This window comes from Synechococcus sp. RC10B2, from assembly GCF_047502635.1.
In genome coordinates this window covers 1-1,670 of the sequence record NZ_JANSHO010000065.1, presented here as the reverse complement: position 1 = coordinate 1,670, position 1,670 = coordinate 1, and the positions used below count along the sequence as shown (strand labels likewise).

Below are 1,670 nucleotides of genomic sequence, written 5' to 3'. Positions count from 1 at the left end.
TCGTCTCACCGCCTATCCCCCATCCCGCCAAGCTGCGCTGTGGCGGGAGTACCCCAGAGGTTCTGATGGGGAGTCGGGATCCCCGCCCAACGCCCCAGCTCCGTGATGGCGCCGACAATGCTCTCGATCTCCGTCGGTTGCCCCCGCTCGATATCCTGCAGCATCGAGGTGCGATGGGAGCCCACACGGGCTGCATCCTTCAGCCGCTCTTCCAAAGAGACCGGCAGCCGGATCCCAAATGCTTGGGCCACCGCCTCGGTTTCCTGCATCGCCGACCGAACCAAAGCATGGGTGGGCGGGTACTGGGCAATTGCGTCTTGGGCCGCGCGGGTAAGGGCGCTGATGGGATTGAAGGCGGCGTTCCCCCAAAGTTTTTGCCAGATCTCGACCCGAATTTGGGAGGTGAGGGCCACAGAAAGCTGCCCCTGCTCAAAGATGGCCGCCAGAGAGCGCAGCCGCTCCGACAACGACCCATCCGGCTCTCCCAGAATGTAGCGCCCGCCACCGGTATGCAAAACTACCCCCGGCTCTGCCAACTGCACGGCGATGTACACCACACAGCCGATCACCCGCTCGACTGGCAGATGCGCGGCGATCACCCCGCCCGGATCCACCGAAGTCAAGGAGCGCCCCTCAAACTCGCCGCCATGCCGGTAAAAGTACCACCGGGGGATACCATTCTGGACAACCACAACGGGGCTATCCGGGCCACACAGGGATCCCAATTGCGGGGCAAGCAGGGGCAAGCTGTGGGCCTTGACAGCAACGATCACCACATCTTGCCGCCCCAGCTCAGCCAAGTCGTCGCTGGCCGTCAGCCGCTCTACCCAAGCCACAGGGGGATCCCCCTGCCGGATCAGCTTCAAGCCTTGGCTGCGGATGGCCTGCAGGTGGGATCCCCGCGCCACCACACTGACTGAAAAGCCGGCGCGAGCCAGGCAAACGGCCAAATGCCCCCCGACTGCCCCGGCGCCGACGATGCCGATTTTCATGTTTTACCAAATGAGGAAATCCCTACTCGGCCCCGCCCTGGGTGATGCGCAAGATCCCGTATCCAAGCGCCACACCCACTAGGGTCAGGACGATGGAGAGCCCAGCAATGGTGAAGATCTCACTAGCCATAGATTCCTCTCAGGTGGATTGCCTCGCCCTTCAAGGATATCGGATCTTGTGCCTTCGGCCTTCCCCAGGGTGAGGCAGCCCCTCTAGCTCAATATCTCAGGAGAGAAAAACCGCAAAGATTACAGTCTGTGAAGATCCCAGCCACCTCGGACTTGATGGGAACGAGTCCCCCCCCTCTATAATGAAAGCAATTTACAAGTCTTTACTGGCGTAGGCTAAATTGTAATGCCGACAGCCGTGAAACTTGTTCGGTGGCCCTAGGGCGGCTCGTCGGGATCGCCACAGCTCTGCTGAGGATTCCAAGAGCAGTTCGGAACGCCAGCAAAGCTGCCTGAAGCAGCGGTTGGTCAGTTCTGGCCAGGAATCCGTGCAGGGAAACCAAGGCGACAAGTTCGCAGACTGAGTCTTTATACCTAGGCACCAGTCTTGCTTCAAAGGAGCAAAATTTGTAGTTTCATTAATGTCCTCATCATGTTTTTAAGGAGAGGTTGAGATGACCATCGCAGTAGGGCGCGCGCGCCAGGAGCGAGGATGGTTCGACATCGTCG

The 1,670-nt window shown here is 59.9% G+C and carries 2 protein-coding genes; both read right to left on the bottom strand.

What is annotated here, in order from left to right:
* Window positions 1–5 precede the first annotated feature (5 nt).
* The gene (locus NW855_RS09635) at window positions 6–992 is read right to left on the bottom strand and encodes a ketopantoate reductase family protein (protein ID WP_414403048.1); all 987 of its coding nucleotides are present in this window, start codon (window positions 990–992) and stop codon (window positions 6–8) included.
* 22 nt (window positions 993–1,014) lie between these two features.
* Window positions 1,015–1,122: a PetM family cytochrome b6-f complex subunit 7 gene (locus NW855_RS09630; RefSeq protein WP_011431156.1), complete on the bottom strand. Its 108-nt coding sequence runs from the start codon at window positions 1,120–1,122 to the stop codon at window positions 1,015–1,017.
* Window positions 1,123–1,670: the final 548 nt, after the last annotated feature.